The following is a 17,784-nucleotide window of genomic DNA, read 5'->3' on the forward strand; positions in this document are numbered from 1 at the left end:
GGATGATCTATGTTCAGAAAACCATGGCTTTATCGCAATCCGCCAAAGATCGAAGTGATCCCTTCGCTGACGTTCTCGCTACGCTCGGGACGCGTAGTGTTCGTGGGACCAGTCTTGATGCTTCGGGAGAATGGGCGGTCGCTTTTGACGGGCGAAGGCGGTTTAAGTTCGTTGCCGTGACACGGGGCCGCTGCTGGCTTCTGCTTCCGGATCATGCGCCAGAAGCGCTCGTCGAAGGAGATATCGTTCTCCTCACCGATACACGCTACGTGGTGGCCAGTGATCCGGCTCTCAAACCAATCGATGGCACGCCCCTCTACGCATCGCCCGGACACGACGCGGTTCGTCTGGCCACAGGAGACGAGACTGCATTGATTGGCGGGGGGAGCGGCTTTGCGGTTGGCAGCGCCGACTTCGTTCTGGATGCACTCCCGACATTTATGCGTGTCGATCGGGCATCAGCTACTGCCGGATCTGTCGCCGCCACGCTGGAATCTCTGAGGACGGAGGTAGCCCAAGCGGCGCTCGGTGGTTCACTTGTTACTGAGCGGCTGGCAGAAATCCTCGTTATAGCAGCCGTCCGCGTCTTCGTCGCCGCTAGCCCAACGACCAGTGTCGGATGGATCACCGCCCTTGCGGATCCAAAGATCGGCAAGGCGCTCAGACTGATGCACGCGGATATTGCCTATCGCTGGACGGTGCCAAGGCTGGCATCGGAGGTTGGCATGTCGCGTTCGGCATTCACGCAGCGTTTCACTGAGCGTGTCGGTCGCCCGCCCCTCGACTACCTGATCCATTGGCGGATGGTTCTTGGACAACAGAAGCTCAAGGACGGTCACACCGTTGCAGCGGTTGCAACAGCAGTAGGCTATAGCTCGCAAAGCGCCTTTTCTCATGCCTTCAGGCGAGCCCTTGGTAGAACGCCACGCTCAGATCCGGCTTGATGCTTTTTGATCAGAGTGGTGGGCAGATCTTACGAGAGGCAGTGGTCGTTGCAGACTTACAACTTGTCAAATCCCGTTTGGGCGCGTTCCAAATCTACGCATTGCCTTTGAGAGGAAGCGCTGCGATGTGCGACTCGATGCTTCTGGAACTGGCAGTGAATTGTATCGGTCGCCGCCAGACGTCAGGATTGCTCTTTGAAGTCACGCGGCGAAACGCCATGATAGCTGCTGAAGGCTCGGCTGAACGCAAATTCGGATAGATATCCGACGTTTTCGGCCACCGTTCGCACGGTTGCTGCGCGTCGAAGCATATCAGCAGCGACATGCATTCGGCATCGCGTCAAATATCTTAGTGGGGTATCTCCAGTATCAGCCTTGAAACGCCGCGAGAACGCGGCGCGCGACAAGCCAGCCAGCGACGCCAGCTGGTCGACAGTCCAGGCATGTCCCGGTGCCTGCTGCATCTTGACTATCGCCTTGTTGACGTAGGGATCGTCCCGTCGAGTGTGTAGAGGACGACCATCGATAGAGACGACCGAACAATGACGGACAATCAGCACGTAAAGGGCTTCAAACAAGTGGCTGCTGATCTCATCACGACCAGAGTTCTCAAAGCGGAACGCATTGCCGATCAACTCAAGTATGGCTGAAAAGTTCGTGTCGTTGCAAATGTCGTGGCGCGCGATTTTCGAGACAGGAGGCGCGGCAGAGAGGTGCTTGAGGAACACCGGGCTTCCTGCGAAACTCGCACAAATTACCACTGCTGTATTTGTGGTCGCAAGCACGGTTGCGACGGGACCCGGAGGCTCTTCGCCGTTTTCCCAGTGGACGAAGTAGATTTCTCCCGTGTCCAGATGGGTCACAGTTGGATCGTTCTTTACCTCGTAACGTCCCTCGACGACGATGAAAATAAAGATCCGTCCTCCGCACCGGAATTCTATCGGCTCACCAAAGGACTGCCGTAGTGTCGCAACGCCGATTAAATTCGGCCGTAACGCAACCACCCAGTTGGTCAGAACATCAGCCATTCCGGTTTCTCCACATCAAGACAGTGTGCAATGTCTTCGATACGCACAGACATACTCCCTCAGACTCTCCAGAGCTAAACTGCGGTGGCAAAACTACCCAACACTGAGGAGGTTTTATGATGGGACGACTGTCTGTTGCCGCAACGGCTCTTTTCATAGCGGTATCTGCCCCGGGGGCGCATTCCGCCGAGCGCGTATTTCCCGACATCGCTGAAACGGCGAAGGCCGACCCGCAGACCGTGGATTTCTTCCGGGCCTATTTCACTGCCAAAAGCCAGCACGACGTCAATGCAACGATGTCGTTTTTCTCCCCGCAGCTTTTGACTTATACCGACGCTATCCTGGGCTGGCCACTGAATGACTTCAATGCGTTGAAGGCTGTTTTTGCGCAGTACATGCCAAAGTGGGGAAAAGGGAAATCCTATCCATTCCGCATCATCGGTGGCCCGGACAGCGCAGTCGTCGCGTTTATCGACACGCCGGAGCTTTTTGGCGGGGAGATAAGACTTCTCGGCGCCGTGGACTTCAAGGATGGAAAGATTATCCGTTGGGCAGACTACTGGGACAGTACGGGCTTCCCAGCTGACGTCTATAATGCGGTTCGCACGCCGTCTGACAAGTTCCCCACCGAGTTCCGTGAGAAGGAAATAAGCGGAAACGCTGCCGCGCGTATAATCGACGTAGCGACCGACGTTCAGAAGGCTCTGACGAGTAGCGATGGCGCGGACATAGGAAAACATCTGTCGGCGGATGTGATTTATGAGGATTTCGCCCTTCGCACTCAGCTTCTCGGAAAGGATGCGACGACGCGGTATCTGCAGAGGATCCAGAGTGAAGCGCCCTTCGCAAAGGGTTCCCAACTGATGCACATCGTGGGAGGCGAAAAGGGCGGCGGGTTCGAGTGGCGCAGCGCCGACGGCAAGATCCGCGGAATCACCGCCCTGGAGCTTGACGACCAAGGGCTCGTTTCGCGTATCACCACAACTTATGACGGCCGCCTGATATCCGCTCCTACACACCGGGAGCTGGTGAGACTGTCTGCCGAGGAGTAAAAAGCCCACCGGAATGGCAGCAACCTCCGTTGCTGCCATTCCCATATATGCGTAACTTCGTCTCGCGAAGGCCATAGATCAATCATTCGAAATGCTGCGCGGCGGCCTGCCAGAGAGCGACCGAAGGGTAGTCCTTGCCAGTCCAATGCTCAAGTTTTCTGGCAAATTCCCGCTGGAACGAAAGAGGGCCGTGTTTTGCCATGTAGTCATCGTCGTAGATGGCGATAAAGATCGTCAGCGACAGGAAGAAATGGACTCCCATTTCAAATAGCGCCACGTAGTCGTGGTCGATCAGCGCGTTGCGCTCAGCGTCGGTCAGAAAGTTGACAGTCGAAATCTCCACATCACTGAGCTTCGGGCCGATCGATTGCTCCCAGCTGGCGACGAGCGACCGCGAGTCCTCCTTGTAACGGCGTAGCAGGTCTGGATCCCGGTCGACGGTGAAGAGGAACTTGTTCACATAATACTTGCTCATGCAGTTGCTCCTTCCGGATACCAGGTAAAGTAGGCCTCCATCGTGTGGAAGAGTTCCAGATTGTCGTGATAGGCTGACGGGATTGGCCCGGCGATACCCATCATCAGGATCAGGTCCATAAAGCCGTGCGTGGCGTTGCCGCTAGCATCCATGCTTTCATGGGTGACATTTTCTAAGATCGCATCGATATTGCCGGTCGACAGCCATTCGATCGCCTTGCGGTCGAATTCGGGATCCGGCCCGGTCTCCTTAAACTGGCGTGGGCCGCCAAGTTCCAGCGACAGGTGGCCGCTGCCAATAGCGGCGATGCGCTTATCGGAAGGATAGGCGTCGATGATCTCGCGGATGGCGCGGCCGAGATCCCAGAACCGCCTGGGTGAAGGCAGGGGCGGCACGAAGATGTTAGTATAAATCGGCACCACAGGCAGGTCGGCATCCGGCCGTGTAGTGATGATCGGGCAGATGATTGAATGATCTAGCTTCAGTTCGTGGCTAAAGGCGAAGTCGAAGCCGCGGTCCATCAGGCCCTGATGCAGAAAGTTTGACAGTTCCTCATGGCCTTCCAGCACATATTTCGGAATGCCGAACTCGCGCTCCTCGTTGTAGAAGGTCGCGTCGTAGCGGGGCGCCTTGCCGATCATGAAGGTCGGATAGTTGTCGAGGAAGAACTGGTGGAAGTGGTCCGAGCCGATCATCACCAGAATGTCCGGGTTGGCGCGGGTCAGCGTCTCGCGATAGGCCTCGATCTTGCGCTTCCATTCGGCCGCCTGCGGGATCTGCTGTTCCGGCGGCATGGTTGTCGCCTTCAGGTAAAAGGGGTGGTGCGTGGTCGCAAGGACTGCTGCTAAAGTTGCCATATTCTCCTCCCAAGTGCTTCGTCTGTCGGACCTGATGATCAATGAGCCGGCGCGGCCGGCTGCATTTCCGGCCACTTTTGCGGATCGCTTCCCAGTGCTGAGCGGATCTGGTCACCATGCTGGTTGACGACCGGTGCAGCGCGCACGGCGCTGGCGTGCTTTCCATCGAACGAATAAGCCGGCCGGACCGTCTGCTCGGCGCCCTCGATGCGTCCCGCGACCGGCACGAACATGCCCAGATGCTGCGCCTGCGGATCGTTGACCACCTCGGATATGTTGTTGATCGGGGCGAAGGGCACATCGAAGCGGTCGAACCGCTCCAGCCATTCGCTGCGGTTGCGTGTCGCGAAGATGGCGTTGAGCTCGGCGTTCAGCGCCTCGTAGTTGTCGATCCGCTTCAGGCGCTGCGAGAACCGGTCATCGGCGGCGAGCGCCTGGCCGTCGACCGCCTCGACAAGCGCGTCCCAGAACTTGTCGAGCGACGACAGGTGGAAGGCGAACAATTTTTCGTCCTTGCAGCGGACGATGAAGGCCTGTGCCAGGCGAGGGCGGTCGACGCCGCTCGGCTCTTCGCCCAGCGCAAAGTAGCCCATGAACGGCTCGACGGCGAAATGCATCATCGCCTCGATCATCGAGATGTCGATGCGCTTGCCCTTGCCGGTCACGCCGCGCTCCACCAATGCTGCCGATATGCCGAGCGCGGCATAGATGCCGGTGATCGCATCGGCAAGCGCCGGGCCGATGAAGCGCGGCTGCTGCGGATCGATGGCGACGCTGAGAAAGCCGCTGACGGCCTGCGCGACCGAATCGTAGACCGGCCGCTGCGCATAGGGTCCATCGGGGCCAAAGCCGCTGATCGAGCAGTAGATCAGCTTCGGATTGATCCGGGCGAGCGTCTCGTAGTCGGCCCCGAAGCGGCCGGCGGCGCCGGGCCTGAAATTCTGGATGTAGACGTCTGCCTGGGCGACCAGCTGGTAGAAGACGTCGCGGTCCTGTTCGTTCTTGAGATCAAGGCCGATCGCGCGCTTGTTGCGGTTGTAGGCCTGGAAATGGGCGCTGTAGAAACCCGTCTTGAAGCTGCGGTAGGGATCGCCGTTGCCGGGCGATTCGATCTTGATGACGTCGGCGCCGAGATCGGCGAGCATCATGCCGGCGCAAGGGCCCGTGATGAAGGTGCCCTGTTCGACGATGCGAATATGATTGAGAGCGGTCAGCATGTCCGGATCCTAGTTCTCGTTCGCGACGAAACCCGTTGGCGCGCGACCGTCGTAATCAATGGCGCCTGCTGCGGCGTGGGACATGATGAAGCCGATCGGCCGGGTCTGTTCTTCCAGCAGATGGCCGATAAGGCCGGCGGTGCGTGCCAGAAGCGGCACTCCCTTCAGCGCCAGCAGTGGGTAGCCGGCATCGAGCAACACACACGGAATGGCACTCGAGACATTCATGACTAGCGGTTTGCCGATGATGTCAGGAATCAGTCTTTCGATTGTTTTTGCAATATCGCAGTGGATGCCGGACAGCCCCAGTTCGGCGGCAATGTCGAGAAGGCGCTCGGCGCGCGGATCGCTGCCCTTGTGCAGTGGATGTCCGTATCCCGGCAGCGGCTTGCGGTCGTCCTTGTAACGCCGCATCAGCTTTTCGGCGGCCGCTTCCGTGGAGCTGCCGTCGGCTTCCTTCAGTTCGCGGACGTCGCGGAAGAAGGCGCCGGCCGATTCCGAGGCACCGAGAATGACCGAGCCGCAGCCCAGCAGACCTGCAGCGACGGCGCCCTGGACGGCTTCCGGCGATGCGGCAAGCGTCATGCGCGCCGCCTGGACGCTCGGCACCAGCCCATGCTCGGCAATGGCGACAAGCGTCGCGTCCAGCATGCGGCGCTGCTTGTCGTCGGGCAGCGTGCCGGCCACCAGCAGCCAGGTATATTCGGTAAAGGAGATCGAGCCGACCAGGTCGTTTACCAGGTCGTGGCCGCGGACGATGATCGTGTCGGGATTGGAGGTGCAGATCGCCTGGTAGGGGGCTGATTGCTTGCCGATTTTCATGCGGAAATCCTCAGATGCTGACAAAGGTCAGGGTGTGATGTCGGTGGTGTCGGTAAAGCGGCGGACCCATCGCTCGAACTGGTCCATGTAGCCCTGCAGAAAGATGCGGGTGTCGTCATTGGTCACGTCGCCTTCCGGCGTGATGAGGCCGGGCACCAGGTGGATGAAGGCTTCCGGCTGTCCCATCACCGCCACGTCGAGGCAGCCAAGCACGGCCCGCAGGTGCTGCTGCGCGGCGGCCGTGCCGATGCGCCCGTAGGAGGCGCCGGCGATCGCTGCGGGCTTGCCGGCCCAGACGCTGGCGCCGAACGGGCGGGACGCCCAGTCGATGGCGTTCTTCAGCATCGCCGAGATAGAGCGGTTATGCTCCGGCGTCAGGATCAGCAGGCCGTGGGCCCAGCGGATCTGCTCTTTCAGCCGCTCGGCGGCATCGGGAAACCCATGATCGAGACGATCCTGGTCGAAGAGCGGCAGGTCGTGGATCGATACCCAGTCGAATTCGATGTCGTGGCTGGCGAGCCGGGTCAGCGCCAGCGCCAGCAGCCTGTTGAGCGATGCCTGATGGGCGCTGCCAACGATGACGGTGATCTTCAACCGTGTCATGAGACCCTCCCAGCCCTTAAGAATATTCGCTGTACGAACTTATATTCGTATAATGAATAGTTTTGGAGACGCCTGTCAAGACCGTTCCCGTCGAAATCGGACCCGATGACAGAGTGCCGGGTCGTTATCGCGCCGTCGGCGGAGCCGGTGCCAGCGAGTGAACGAGTGCCGGGAAACGGGCAAAAAGCTGGGAGAGACGGTTGGCAGCAAGCCGCAGTTCCGGCAGGCGCTGCTCGACCAGTTCCTCGGGAGTTAGTCGTGGCGTATAGCCCGAACTGTTGATCGAGCAAACGACGCGGCCAGTCGTATCCTTCACCGGCACGGCGATTGCAGTAATGCCGTAGTCGAGCTGGTCGACGGTGATCGAGTAGCCGCTCGCCCGCACCTCCACCAGCATCCTGCGCAGTTCCGCCTCGTCCGTCACCGTGTAGTCGGTGAGCTTGACCGGGCTGTAAGCCTGGAAGTAGCGGTCGAGGTCCTCCCCCGGCAGCGCGGCGAGCAGCGTCCGACCCATCGACGTGGCATAGGCCGGATAGGTGACGCCGAGGCTGGCGTTGCGACGCACACCGAGGCTTTCTGACAGATGGGCGACGTAGAGGACGTTTGTGCCGTCGAGCACCGCCATGTTCGCGGCATCGCCGAACTGAGAGGTGATCCGGTGAAGCTCGGGCGTCACCGCTTCCTCCACCTTGAAAGCGTTGAGATAGGACGAGCCGAGCGACAGGATGCGGGGCGCCAGCAGGAAGTGCTTGTTGTGGCGGCGAATGAAGCCGAGTGCCTCGAGGGTCAGGACGTTGCGCCGGACCGTGGCGATCGACATGCCGACCTTGCGGGACAGCTCGGCGAGCGTCATTTCCGGATCAGTGGCGTCGAAAGCTTCCAGGACGGACAGCCCCCTCGCGAGGGCTTCGACGAAGTCGGACGACTTGCTGTCGATCATAGGATTCTCCTGCCTTTTCTTTTTCGTTCGCACAAGGGATTGACAAGCGCAAGACCTACTGCCTATCGTTAAGCGAATATTTATTCGTACAGCGAATTTCTTGGGAGGGAAAAAGCGATGAAGACGAGACGGGACTTTCACAAGCTGATGGCGGCCACGGCCGCTGGACTTGCCGCTCCGGCGATCCTCGGCAGCAAGGCGTTTGCGCAGGACAAGCCGATCCGGGTAGGGGCGAGCGTGTCGCTCACTGGTCCACTCTCGAGCACCAAGAACGGCCTGATCGGTTACGAGCTGTGGCGCGACGATGTGAATGCCGTTGGTGGCCTACTCGGTCGCAAGGTTGAACTGATCACCTATGACGACCAGAGCAGCGCCGCCAACGTCCCGGCGATCTATTCGAAGCTCGTCGACGTCGATGCCTGCGACGTGCTCTTCTCGCCCTACGGCGCCAATCTTTCCGCCCCGGTCATGCCGTTCATCAAACAGCGCGACCTGTTCATGATCGGCATGTTCGGACTTGCCGGCAACGACGTGGCGAGGCACGACAAGTTCTTCCACAGCGGCCCCTGGGGGCCAAATTCAGGCCGCGACTGGGCCCGGGGCTTCTTCGATCTCGCCAGGGCGCAAGGCGTGAAGACGGTCTCGATCATCAATGCTGACCTTGAGTTTTCCAAGAACGCTGCCAAGGGTGGTGCAGAGGTTGCCAAGGAATACGGCATGGAGGTCGTGTTCAACCAGAGCTATCCGCCGAATACCAGCGACTTCTCGTCGATCATCCGCAACATCAATGCCGCCGATCCCGACGCGATCTTCATTGCATCCTATCCAGCCGACAGTACGGCGATCATCCGCGGCGTCAAGGAAATCGGCATTTCCGACAAGGTGAAGATCTTTGGCGGCTGCATGATCGGTCCACAATATGGCGCGCTTCTGAGCTCGCTCGGCCCAGAGTTGAACGGCCTCGTCAACTCGCACACCTTCGTGCCGGAGCCGACGATGCAGACGCCGCATATCAAGTACTTCTTCGACCGCTACACGCCGATTGCGCTGAAGCAGGGCGTCGACCCGCTCGGCTACTACATCCCGCCATTCTATTACGTCGCAGGACAGCTGGCTGCCGCGGCTATCACCGGATCCAAATCGGTTGATCCGGCTAAGATGGCTGAATTCCTGCACGCCAATACGGTCGACACGATTGCTGGCCCGACCGCCTTCAACGAGATCGGCGACTGGAAGGAGCGGCGGGTGCTGATGGTCCAGCTGCGCGGCATCAAGGGCAATGATCTGGAACAGTTCCGCAGTCCCGGTCGCCAGGTAATCCTGGATCCGCCGTCACTGAAGACAGGGGATCTTGCCGGTCCCTACAACAAGGCTCGCGCCGGCTGACAATCGGCCACGTCATTGTCTCTAACGTTCCAGAGAGCCGGCGTGATGCTGGCTCAGGGCCCTATCATGCTATCAATCGACATTCTGGTGAATGCCCTGGTGACCGGGATCCTGCTGGGCAGCGTCTATGCGGCGCTCGCGCTTGGTCTCGCGATCACTTTCGGTATTCTGCATATACCCAATATCGCTCACCCGACGCTGGTCATTGCGGGCGCCTTCTTTGTCTATACGCTGGCCCAGTGGGGCGTGGACCCGATCCTTGCGGCGCTGGTCGGCCTCGTTCCCTTCTACCTTCTCGGCGTTGCGCTCTACTTGTTCTACTCGCGGCTCTTCGAGCGTCGCGGCGGCGCCAATGTCCTGCAGAGCCTGACGCTGTTTTTCGGCCTGTCGCTGGTGATTGAGATCCTGCTGGCGCTGAGCTTCGGCTCCGAGCTGAAATCGGTCAACGTCTTCTATATCGGCTCCAGCCTGCGGCTCGGCATCCTCACGATTCCCTATCGACTGCTGATCCCGGCGCTTCTCGCGCCGGTGATGATCGGCGCCGTCTGGCTCTATCTCAGCCGCACCAATACCGGCACGGCCATCCGCGCCGTGGCGCATGAGGAGCGGGCCCTGTCGATTGCCGGGCTCAACCCGGCGTCCATCAAGCGGCACGCCTTCGGCATCGCCACCGCGACCGCCGTGGTCGCCGGCGCGGCACTGATTATGGTCGGCCCGATCGAACCGTTCTCCGGGCGCTTCCAGATCGGCCGTGTGTTTGCCATCGTCGTGCTGGCAGGCATGGGCTCGATCCCCGGTAGCCTGGTGATCGCCATCGTTATCGGCATCTCCGAGGCGCTGGTCTCCAGCTACCTCAATCCTTCCTGGTCTCCCGGCGTTGCCTTCGCGATCCTGCTTCTCGGCCTCGCACTCCGCCCCCAGGGCCTGTTCGGAGCCGCGCGATGACCAAGAATTCCATCCTCTTCCTCGTCGGCATCGCCATCGTTCTGGTGCTCGGTTTCCTGATGCCCTGGGTCCTGAAGAACCCGTTCTACTTCTTCGTCGGCTACGTCGTCCTGCAATATGTGACGATCGCCACCGGCTGGAACATCCTCGGCGGCTATGCGGGATACATCAATTTCGGTGCGGCGGGCTTCTTCGGCGCGGGCGTTTATCTGTCGGCCTTCCTGTTCACGACGCTCGGCCTGCCGCTGCCGCTTTGCATTCTTGCTGCGGCCATCTTCGGCGCGGTTCTCGGCCTGCTGATGGGCTATCTGACACTGCGCATCCAGGGTGTCTACTTCGCCATCGCGACGCTTGGGCTCGTTGTGGTGCTGGAAACCATCGTCCACAACATCCCGGCGCTCGGCGGCGCCAGCGGCATGGCCGTCTACGGGCCGCGTCAGCCGTTCTGGAGCCCTGGGCCGTCGCAATTCAATTTCACCGTCATGCTGATCATTGCGGCTGCTGCCGTGACGCTCGCCCGGTTCGTCGAGATCTCGTGGATCGGCCGCGGGCTGCGTGCCGTACGGGCGAGCGAGGATGCGGCCGAATGTTCCGGCGTGCCGACGCTGCGCCTGAAGCTGCTCGCCTGCGCGCTAAGCGGAGCGGTGCTTGCGGCGGCCGGAGCGCCCTATCCGTTCTACACCTCCTATATGGAGCCGGTCACCGCCTTCAGCCTGATCATCGGCCTCAATGCCATCGCCATGCCGTTGATCGGCGGCACCCGCAGCTGGGTCGGCCCGGTCCTCGGCGCATTGTTGCTCGCCTCAGTACAGCAGATCGCCACGGTGACCATATCCTCCGAACTTAACATCCTGTTCGTCGGCCTGGTGCTGATCGCCTTCGTCGCCTTCGCGCCGGGCGGACTGGCCGAACTCTTTGGCCGCAAGCAGAGGAGGGCGCGGTCATGAGCGAGACGATCCTGTCCCTGAAGGGGGTCGAGAAGATCTTCGGATCCTTCCGGGCGCTTGGTCCGGTCGATCTCGACGTGTCGGCCGGGGAACGGCTCGGCATCATCGGTCCGAACGGCGCCGGCAAGACAACGCTGATCAACTGCATCACCGGGGTTTATGCTCCTGACAAGGGTTCGGTACATTTCCAAGGCCGCGATATTTCCCGGATCGAGGCCCACAAACGCGCGCGGCTCGGCATCTCGCGCAGCTTCCAGATCCCGCGTCCCTTCACCGGCATGACGGTTCTCGAAAACCTTCTGGTGCCGCTCGATTACTGCCATGTCGACGGCAGCAAAGCGGAGCGGGCCCACGCCGTGCTGGCAAGCGTCGGGCTGTCGGGCCGCACGGCGGATGCCTCCGAAACCCTGTCGCAGCTCGAACTCCGCAAGCTCGAGCTTGCCCGCGCCCTCGTCGGCAATCCGAAGGTGCTGATCGCCGACGAGGCGATGGCCGGACTGTCGGACGAGGAGATCGACGAGGTTCTGGAAATCCTCTTCGCGCTTAACCGCTCCGGCGTGGCGGTTATCATGATCGAGCACATCATGCATGCGGTGATGCGCTTTTCGCAGCGGATCGTCTGCTTCGAGACCGGCCGGCTGATCGCCACCGGCACCTCGGCGGAGATCGCCGACAACCCGCTCGTTCAGAAGGTGTATTTCGGTGAATAGGCTGATCATCGACAATTTGTCCGCCGGCTACGGCGCGGTCTCCGTGCTGCGCAACGTCTCGCTAGAACTCAACGAGGGCGAGATGGTGGCGCTGCTCGGCATGAACGGCAACGGCAAAAGCACGCTGCTCAACTGCGTGCTGGGCTTCGTGCGCGCCAGTGCCGGGCGGATCCTGCTCGAGTGGAACGGCAAGAGCAGGGATCTCACCAGGCTTCAGCCGCACGAGATCGTCCGGCTTGGTCTGTCGATAGTGCCGGAGGGTCGCCGGCTGGTGCCTAACATCTCGGTCGAGGACAATCTCAAGCTTGCAGGCAGCAATCCGGTGGTCCGCGACCGGATGACCCAAAACTTGTCATACTGTTTTGACACGTTTCCACTTCTCCTGGAGCGGCGCCGGCAGATCGCCTCGACCATGAGCGGCGGACAGCAGCAGTTACTGGCAATCGCCCGATCGCTGATGACCTTGCCGAAGATCGTCGTCATCGACGAGCCGTCAGTCGGCTTGGCTCCGATCGTGGTGCGCGATGTGCTGGCTGCCATCGAACATCTGCGCGCCAAGAGCGGCATGACCATCCTGATGGCAGAGCAGAGCTTCTTCCAGGCGATCGATGTTTCGTCGCGGGCTTATATCCTAGCGCACGGCAGCATTCAGCGGGAATTTAGGCGTTCCGAAGGCGAGATAGCTCATGAGGATATCCGCAAGGCAATGCTAGGAGGAGTCATTCAGCACTAGTCTAGGTCGGCTGCAGTCCCAAACTTCTGAGGTTGCGACGTCGTCTCTGATGGGCGGAACCTGCGACGCCGGCGCGAACTAGTGGTCCGGAGGCAGACGTGCGTCTAGTGCCTTATCAAGGGCTTGACGTCCGCTTGTACCAAGCCAGGACTGGAAGCTGAGGATTTCCGGATTCAACTCACGCATCACATTCAGATCGACCTGTTCCGCCAGCGGCCCGTTCTCGAGGCTCCAGGCCATATGAGCAAGATCGATATTGGCTGCGAGAACGTCGTCTGAAAAGCGTGCGTAAGATATGGGGCGGCCTGCTACTGCGGTGAAGGCGGCTCCGAGGTCGTGGCCAGTAACTCTGTCGCTCGCAATTTTCAAAGTCACGCCACTGAATTTGATTGGATCGGTGAATATGGCCGCAACAAATTTTCCGATGTCCTCCACGGCAATCAGTTGAATTGAATTTTCCGGTTTGATCAGAGAGACCAACCTCCCCTCATGCAGACCCAAACCGGGTCTTACGAGCATTTCCATAAAGATCATCGGTCTAATGATGGTAGCGGTGATTGGCAGCTGCCGGATGTGGGCTTCAACGCGTGGTTTTGCGTCAAAGCGTGGCACACCAGTCAGCACATCGCCGACGCTGGCGCCCGAGGAATAGACGAAATGGGCGATACCACTTTCAGAGGCGAGGTCCGCGATGCACGTCCCATAGTGTATCTCATCGTCTGCCGCCATATCAGCCGGTAGCACACTGAAGATGCCATACGTGTCTTTCATCGCAGCCAGCATTGCATCAGGGTCCTGGAATGAGCCGGTCATGACCTCAAGCCCCGCGTTACGAAGCGCTACTGAAGCCGGTTCTGATGGATTACGCACAAGTGCGCGGACAGGCCAACCCTCCCTGAGTAGGGCCCTCGCAACAGATCCGCCCTGTCGCCCGGTTGCGCCGAATACAAGAATTGGAGGTTTATCATTTTTCATGGGAAGCCCTCGTGTTAACAAGGGTAATCCATATAAACGAAAAAGAAGCGTCCGGAAGACGGCACATTCTTTAGCATGGGGCACAGGAATGATACCCTTGGAAAAGCACAGTCCTCAGTTCAGGCCAATCTCGTTTAACGGAATTTGCACTCGGCTCGGTGACAAATGGACCGTTCAGGTCCTTTGGCGCCTTTCACTCGCACAGGACCGGCGGCTCCGTTTCTCCGCACTCAGAAAGGAGATCGACGGGATTACGCAGCGGATGCTGACACTGACATTGCGCAATCTTGAGCGTGACGGCCTTATCATGCGGCACTATTTTCCCGAAGTGCCGCCGCGGGTCGAATATGATCTGACTGAGATGGGTATTGGTGTTCTAGGCGCCCTTGAAGGGCTCAACTCATGGATTCAAAATAACCTTTCAGTCATTGAGCAGCACCGTCAGATCTACGATCGAAACAACCAGTGACGAGACTTACCGCAGATCCGGGCGGATCTTGCTACCCGCTTTATCAGCCAACACGTTGTGCGAGTACCGTGATTGACGGGATCGCCCAGCTTTCAAAATAATTCTTGCGCGAATCTGTGAACCAAATCAGCCACCAGCTTTACAGCCGGATCGTCTGTTGAGCGATGGTGGCTGACGAGATAGAGCGACACGGGCTCTAAGGCTACCGGGGGTGGGCGGGTCGTTAGTCGCATCCCAATGGTGCTCGTCATGGCAGCCTTGGGAAACGTGGCCATCAGGTCTGTTTCGCAAAGAAGTTCGAGTGCCATCAAGAGAGTCGGCACGACGATGGCGACACGTCGCTCTCGACCGATCTTGCCTAGTGCACTGTCGACAGATCCTCGCTTGCCACCATGGCCCGATACGACAACGTGGGGAGACGCCAGCCACCTATCGATATCAAGTGTTTCGTCACTGGCCGAAGGGTGCTCGCGCCTCATCAAAACGGAATAAGGGATCTCGCCGAGCCACTCGCTCCTGAATGAAACTCCTGAGGCAGGGGCAACGGCAACAGCCAAATCTATCTCGCCTCGGGTTAGGCGCTGGACTTCATCTCCCACGTGCCAGGGATGAAAAATCAGATCAATGCCAGGTGCAAGTCTTGCCAATTCCCTCGTGATTCTGGCGCCCAGGGCGATGGCTGGAATATCAGATACGACGAGGCGAACAGCACCTTGCAGTTCGGCAACAGGAGGAGGATTGGCTTCCACGATGATGGAAAGATCAGCAAGTGCGAGGCGGAGAGGCTCCCGGATCAAGTTGGCACGCGGCGTGCGCTGAAGCCCTTTTGCTGAAGCGCGCACCAGAAGCGGATCGTCGAACAGATTGCGTGCACGCGCCAGTGCGTTGGAAGCTGCCGGTTGCGACAGACCAAGCCGGGCTGCGGCTCGTCCCACATGCGCTTCGTCTAAAAGCGCGTCCAAAATCACCAGCAGATTGAGATCGACATTGCGTAGCTTCACCATATGAATGGTCTAGCATAACAAATATCATTTGGAAAAATGGGGAAGCAACGCGGCATAAGCACTGGACGAAGGAGAATAGACGATGACAACGCTGCTGCTGCTTGCCCATCCCGATCTTGAAGCCTCGCGGGTCAACCGCGCACTGCTCAAAGGACTTCAGAGTCTGTCGGATCTGGAAATCGCCGACCTTTACGCACTTTACCCCGATAATCGGATCGATCCACAAGCGGAGATCGACAGGCTGCTGCGGGCTGACAGGCTTGTACTCCAGTTCCCACTGTTCTGGTACTCTACACCGCCACTTCTCAAGCTATGGGAAGACGTGGTGCTTACGCCGATGTTTTATCAAGAGCCCGACCTTGGAATATCCACCGCGGGTCTTCCGGTGCTTGCAGCAACTACGACGGGGGGGCCATCTGCAAGCTACCATCCAGAAAGCCGCATCGGACTAACGATCGACGACCTCTTCGCGTCGCTCAAAGCCACGACGCGACGCTGCGGCTGGCATTGGCAATCACCTTTTGCCGTCCATGACGTACGGAATCTAGATGATAGATCTCTAGCAAAAGCTGTCGATGATTACAGGTCTACGATCGTGTCATTCGTGACATTGAGCAGGATCTCAACGGCTGCTTAGCATTCCTCGCCATTCGCAGGGCGCGGTTTGTGCACTTTCCGAACGACTTACAAGGCTGCCGCTGAGCCAACCTTACCAGGTGATCAACGGCATCTTATGAAGCCAGCGATCTGTTGCAACCTGATCCAGCACGAAGGTTGCAACGTCTTGGCGCGAGATGGAGCCGCCATGAAAATCCCTTAAGTCGGTGAGGGCTCGTATTTCCTTGCGACCCGCTTTGTTGTTGAGGATCGATGGCCGGACGATGGTCCAAGCAAGGTTGCTATCTCTGAGAATCGCTTCCTGGCGGTTCTTGTCGGAGTAAACCTTGCGCAGCAGCAGTGGAAAGATAACTTTGTCGAACAGGACGCCGCCATGGCCGGCACTGTCACCGGCGCCGATCCCGGTGATCGCTACGAGGCGCGACACACCCTCTGCCTTCATGGCGTCAACAACCGCTCGGGTCGCCGTCGATAGCAGTGTCACGTCCTTGAATGGGCTGGCTGGTGTGCCGAGCGCGCTGATCACGGCGTCGTGGCCCTTCATGGCTTTGCGCAACACCGTTTCGTCACGGGCATCTCCAGCCACAATCTTTGCCCCCTCCAAGTTCGCGGTTTTTTCAGGCGAACGCACCAGGATGGTAACATCATAGCCGCGACCTACGGCTTGGCTGACGATATGACGGCCGGTCGGCCCGGTGGCGCCGAGCACCAGGATTTTCGGTGCAGCGGCGTTGGTAGTGGTAACAGAGATAGTCATTGTCTTGGTCCTCTTAAATGGCTGGGCGCCTCGCCAAGAGGCCGCCCTTCTGGTGTCGTTGCTGGGGGTAATCAGAGCTTCCCCTCTGCTACGAGCTCGCGTGTTCGCTTGAGCGTCGACAGGAGGGCAGATCTGTATCCCTTGTCACTGTCGAACTGCGCCTGTTCGGCCTGCTCTTCTGGTCCGCCGGGCTGCTTGCCGCGCAGACCGAGGTAGCAGTAGAATTTTAGCTGCAGCGCGCCGGCTTCATCCTCGAACAGTTCGTTGATGATGGAGCCCTCGCGCGGACCGGTCGCCTGAAAGAACGTGACCTTGCTTTGCGCTTCCAGGGTAATGATCTCCCTGATGCCAGAGCCTGCGATCGTCGCCTCGCGAACGAAATGAGTCGCACTTTCCTCGACAACGTCGCAGCGGGTGCAGAGGCCCGGCGGAAGAAACAAACGCGCGTCGCGCGCTTTCAGTTTAAGGCCTTTCCAGACCTGCTCTCGGGTGAGCGTGGTTTCGCCTTCAGGATTTACGAGAACGGTGGCGGTCGAATAGATCATGACGATGGTCCTTGTTTTGTATGTGGGACGGCCTTCCTCAGGCGGAGGCCGCAGTTTCCAAAGCGAAGTCGCGATAGGAGCGAAGCGGGCGGCCAAGCAGCATTGTCAGGCGCTCGACATCGCCCTCGTCGGGCAGCATGCCGTCGGTCAGGAACCGCTCGCCCATCATGCGCATGTCGTAGGCCATCCATGGCGGCATGAACTGCTTGAGGTTCTGCTCGAAGGCCGCTGTGTCGCCACCCCCATAGCCGATCGGGCGTCCCAGGACGTCCGACCAGATGGCGGCGATATCGGCTCCGGTTAGTGTTTCGGGACCGACGAGATTGATGCGGGTGAGGGGCAGCGGCTGTGCTGCCTGTTCGCGACGCAGCAGTTCGAGGGCGGCAATCTCTGCGATATCGCGCACATCGATCATCGCGAGGCCCTTGTCGCCGACCGGCATGGGGTAGACGCCGTAGCCGGTGATGACATCCTTGATCGTCAGATCATTCTGGATGAAGTAGGCCGGACGCAGGATCGTGGCGGCCATCCCCATCTGCTCGATCATGCGCTCGACGGCAAACTTCCCGGCGAAATGCGGAACGTTGACATAGACGTCGGCGTGGATCACCGACAGGTAGACGATCCGTTCGATGCCAGCCGAGCGTGCCAGGTTGAGGGCAATCAGAGCCTGGGTGAATTCGTCCGGTACGACAGCGTTCAGCAGAAAGAGCGTAGTGACGCCTTCGAATGCGCTGCGCAGCGAGTCTACATCGAG

At 59.5% G+C, this 17,784-nt stretch carries 21 protein-coding genes; 9 read left to right on the forward strand and 12 right to left on the reverse strand.

Going from position 1 to position 17,784, the window contains the following annotated elements:
• The first annotated feature begins 2 nt into the window (after positions 1-2).
• Positions 3-944, forward strand: coding sequence for an AraC family transcriptional regulator (locus BSG19_RS24315; RefSeq protein WP_170866096.1), 942 nt, complete (start codon positions 3-5; stop codon positions 942-944).
• 182 nt (positions 945-1,126) lie between these two features.
• On the opposite strand, the gene BSG19_RS24320 is transcribed toward BSG19_RS24315, so the two are convergent.
• The gene (locus BSG19_RS24320) at positions 1,127-1,972 is read right to left on the reverse strand and encodes an AraC family transcriptional regulator (RefSeq protein ID WP_092990597.1); all 846 of its coding nucleotides are present in this window, start codon (positions 1,970-1,972) and stop codon (positions 1,127-1,129) included.
• A 116-nt stretch (positions 1,973-2,088) separates the two neighbouring features.
• Here BSG19_RS24320 and BSG19_RS24325 point away from each other — a divergent pair, with 116 nt between their 5' ends.
• The gene (locus tag BSG19_RS24325; protein ID WP_092990598.1) at positions 2,089-3,024 is read left to right on the forward strand and encodes a nuclear transport factor 2 family protein; all 936 of its coding nucleotides are present in this window, start codon (positions 2,089-2,091) and stop codon (positions 3,022-3,024) included.
• A gap of 82 nt (positions 3,025-3,106) precedes the next feature.
• On the opposite strand, the gene BSG19_RS24330 is transcribed toward BSG19_RS24325, so the two are convergent.
• From BSG19_RS24330 to BSG19_RS24355, 6 genes are all read right to left on the reverse strand, one after another.
• On the reverse strand, positions 3,107-3,499 hold the full coding sequence (locus tag BSG19_RS24330; protein ID WP_092990599.1) for a hypothetical protein: 393 nt from the start codon (positions 3,497-3,499) through the stop codon (positions 3,107-3,109).
• On the reverse strand, positions 3,496-4,356 hold the full coding sequence (locus tag BSG19_RS24335) for a DODA-type extradiol aromatic ring-opening family dioxygenase (protein ID WP_092990600.1): 861 nt from the start codon (positions 4,354-4,356) through the stop codon (positions 3,496-3,498). Before BSG19_RS24335 ends, BSG19_RS24330 begins: the two co-directional genes overlap by 4 nt.
• Positions 4,357-4,394: 38 nt before the next feature.
• Complete coding sequence (locus tag BSG19_RS24340; RefSeq protein ID WP_092990601.1) at positions 4,395-5,573, reverse strand: CaiB/BaiF CoA transferase family protein; 1,179 nt, start codon at positions 5,571-5,573, stop codon at positions 4,395-4,397.
• Positions 5,574-5,582: 9 nt separating this feature from the next.
• A complete protein-coding gene (locus BSG19_RS24345; RefSeq protein WP_092990602.1) occupies positions 5,583-6,395 on the reverse strand; it encodes a citryl-CoA lyase in 813 nt (270 codons plus the stop codon).
• 27 nt (positions 6,396-6,422) lie between these two features.
• Entirely contained in the window at positions 6,423-6,998 is a 576-nt protein-coding gene (locus BSG19_RS24350; protein ID WP_092990603.1) for an NADPH-dependent FMN reductase, read from the reverse strand.
• A gap of 124 nt (positions 6,999-7,122) precedes the next feature.
• Positions 7,123-7,938, reverse strand: a complete 816-nt coding sequence (locus BSG19_RS24355; protein ID WP_092990604.1) for an IclR family transcriptional regulator domain-containing protein — start codon at positions 7,936-7,938, stop codon at positions 7,123-7,125.
• A gap of 117 nt (positions 7,939-8,055) precedes the next feature.
• On the opposite strand from BSG19_RS24355, the gene BSG19_RS24360 reads away from it, so the two are divergent.
• The 5 genes from BSG19_RS24360 to BSG19_RS24380 all read left to right on the forward strand — a co-directional run bounded on the left by BSG19_RS24360 (position 8,056) and on the right by BSG19_RS24380 (position 12,659).
• Positions 8,056-9,324 carry an amino acid ABC transporter substrate-binding protein gene (locus BSG19_RS24360; protein WP_092990605.1) on the forward strand — a complete coding sequence of 423 codons (1,269 nt, stop codon included), beginning with the start codon at positions 8,056-8,058 and terminating at the stop codon, positions 9,322-9,324.
• Positions 9,325-9,390: 66 nt separating this feature from the next.
• Positions 9,391-10,269, forward strand: coding sequence for a branched-chain amino acid ABC transporter permease (locus tag BSG19_RS24365; protein ID WP_170866097.1), 879 nt, complete (start codon positions 9,391-9,393; stop codon positions 10,267-10,269).
• The gene (locus BSG19_RS24370) at positions 10,266-11,216 is read left to right on the forward strand and encodes a branched-chain amino acid ABC transporter permease (RefSeq protein WP_092990607.1); all 951 of its coding nucleotides are present in this window, start codon (positions 10,266-10,268) and stop codon (positions 11,214-11,216) included. The genes BSG19_RS24365 and BSG19_RS24370 overlap by 4 nt, the downstream gene beginning before the upstream one ends.
• The gene (locus BSG19_RS24375; RefSeq protein WP_092990608.1) at positions 11,213-11,926 is read left to right on the forward strand and encodes an ABC transporter ATP-binding protein; all 714 of its coding nucleotides are present in this window, start codon (positions 11,213-11,215) and stop codon (positions 11,924-11,926) included. The genes BSG19_RS24370 and BSG19_RS24375 overlap by 4 nt, the downstream gene beginning before the upstream one ends.
• The gene (locus BSG19_RS24380; RefSeq protein ID WP_092990609.1) at positions 11,919-12,659 is read left to right on the forward strand and encodes an ABC transporter ATP-binding protein; all 741 of its coding nucleotides are present in this window, start codon (positions 11,919-11,921) and stop codon (positions 12,657-12,659) included. The genes BSG19_RS24375 and BSG19_RS24380 overlap by 8 nt, the downstream gene beginning before the upstream one ends.
• A 78-nt stretch (positions 12,660-12,737) precedes the next feature.
• On the opposite strand, the gene BSG19_RS24385 is transcribed toward BSG19_RS24380, so the two are convergent.
• Complete coding sequence (locus BSG19_RS24385) at positions 12,738-13,634, reverse strand: NmrA/HSCARG family protein (RefSeq protein ID WP_092990610.1); 897 nt, start codon at positions 13,632-13,634, stop codon at positions 12,738-12,740.
• An 88-nt stretch (positions 13,635-13,722) separates the two neighbouring features.
• Here BSG19_RS24385 and BSG19_RS24390 point away from each other — a divergent pair, with 88 nt between their 5' ends.
• Positions 13,723-14,103, forward strand: coding sequence for a winged helix-turn-helix transcriptional regulator (locus BSG19_RS24390; RefSeq protein ID WP_092990611.1), 381 nt, complete (start codon positions 13,723-13,725; stop codon positions 14,101-14,103).
• A gap of 92 nt (positions 14,104-14,195) precedes the next feature.
• On the opposite strand, the gene BSG19_RS24395 is transcribed toward BSG19_RS24390, so the two are convergent.
• Complete coding sequence (locus BSG19_RS24395; RefSeq protein ID WP_092990612.1) at positions 14,196-15,107, reverse strand: LysR family transcriptional regulator; 912 nt, start codon at positions 15,105-15,107, stop codon at positions 14,196-14,198.
• A gap of 82 nt (positions 15,108-15,189) precedes the next feature.
• On the opposite strand from BSG19_RS24395, the gene BSG19_RS24400 reads away from it, so the two are divergent.
• Complete coding sequence (locus BSG19_RS24400; RefSeq protein ID WP_092990613.1) at positions 15,190-15,744, forward strand: NAD(P)H-dependent oxidoreductase; 555 nt, start codon at positions 15,190-15,192, stop codon at positions 15,742-15,744.
• 72 nt (positions 15,745-15,816) lie between these two features.
• On the opposite strand, the gene BSG19_RS24405 is transcribed toward BSG19_RS24400, so the two are convergent.
• From BSG19_RS24405 to BSG19_RS24415, 3 genes are all read right to left on the reverse strand, one after another.
• Positions 15,817-16,482, reverse strand: a complete 666-nt coding sequence (locus BSG19_RS24405; protein ID WP_092990614.1) for an NAD(P)-dependent oxidoreductase — start codon at positions 16,480-16,482, stop codon at positions 15,817-15,819.
• 71 nt (positions 16,483-16,553) lie between these two features.
• Positions 16,554-17,027, reverse strand: a complete 474-nt coding sequence (locus tag BSG19_RS24410) for an SRPBCC family protein (RefSeq protein ID WP_092990615.1) — start codon at positions 17,025-17,027, stop codon at positions 16,554-16,556.
• Between the two features lie 37 nt (positions 17,028-17,064).
• A partial coding sequence (locus tag BSG19_RS24415) for an NmrA family NAD(P)-binding protein (RefSeq protein ID WP_092990616.1) occupies positions 17,065-17,784 on the reverse strand: 720 nt, incomplete at its 5' end.

Origin of the sequence: Rhizobium sp. NFR03 (assembly GCF_900111275.1) — a bacterium.
Lineage (GTDB): Bacteria > Pseudomonadota > Alphaproteobacteria > Rhizobiales > Rhizobiaceae > Ferranicluibacter.